At 48.3% G+C, this 766-nt stretch carries 1 protein-coding gene; it reads left to right on the forward strand.

Annotation, left to right across the window (positions count from 1 at the left end; translation table 11 throughout):
* Positions 1 to 129: 129 nt before the first annotated feature.
* The gene (locus F1735_RS33940; RefSeq protein ID WP_167241437.1) at positions 130 to 681 is read left to right on the forward strand and encodes a hypothetical protein; all 552 of its coding nucleotides are present in this window, start codon (positions 130 to 132) and stop codon (positions 679 to 681) included.
* The last annotated feature ends 85 nt before the right edge of the window (positions 682 to 766 follow it).

Below are 766 nucleotides of genomic sequence, written 5' to 3' on the forward strand. Positions count from 1 at the left end.
TGGTGTGGGCGTTTTGATTAAGCGTTAGAACTAAATCATGCCAGAAATGGGCGCCCACTCCCACCTTTTCGCTTGCGCTGCCAAGCAATTTTCATCCGTTCCGCTAGTTTTGCAAGAGGCTCTAACGTAATGACGTTGGGAAAAACAACCGATCTCCCGGTTTTGCTTACCCCAAATGAACTGGCAAAATTGATCGGTGTGATTTACAAGGACACTGAAAAAACAGGCTGTTTACCGCATGCGCTGAAATCGCTGATTGTTCCTACCAGCACTTACTATGCAACCCCAGCAGGGTGGTTTGACGAAGAATTTTCGTTCCCCGCAGGAGCCGATTTGGTAGATTTAATTCTTCTTGGGATCAAGGACATTAGCGACTTCAAGACCTATCTGCTGTGTTTGGCAAGCCTCCACAAGCGCAGGAAGAAATATTCGATGATCCTGGAAGCGCAACCGATCCCTCGCATGATCCAAGTATCTCCCCGTGCATTAGTGGAATTCGGAGGTATGCAGCCAGATGCGCTTGCGTCATGGTTGACATGGCGCAAATGGTTCTATGATCTCGACAATCGTTCTGCACAGGAGACCGGTTACCTTTTTGAGCCGATCCTAGCGGCTGCGCTTGGCGGCGAACCAAAAGGGTCTAACCTGAATTTTGCACAAAAAAGGGCAAGAATGCCGTAAGTGATTGATAGAATGGGAGTTATCTAAAAACCTACCCTATCAGCACGAACACACCTTGCCCGACATGAATTCTACCCCAGAGCAG

The sequence above is a fragment of the Massilia genomosp. 1 genome (assembly GCF_011682185.1).
GTDB lineage: Bacteria > Pseudomonadota > Gammaproteobacteria > Burkholderiales > Burkholderiaceae_D > Telluria_A > Telluria_A rubra.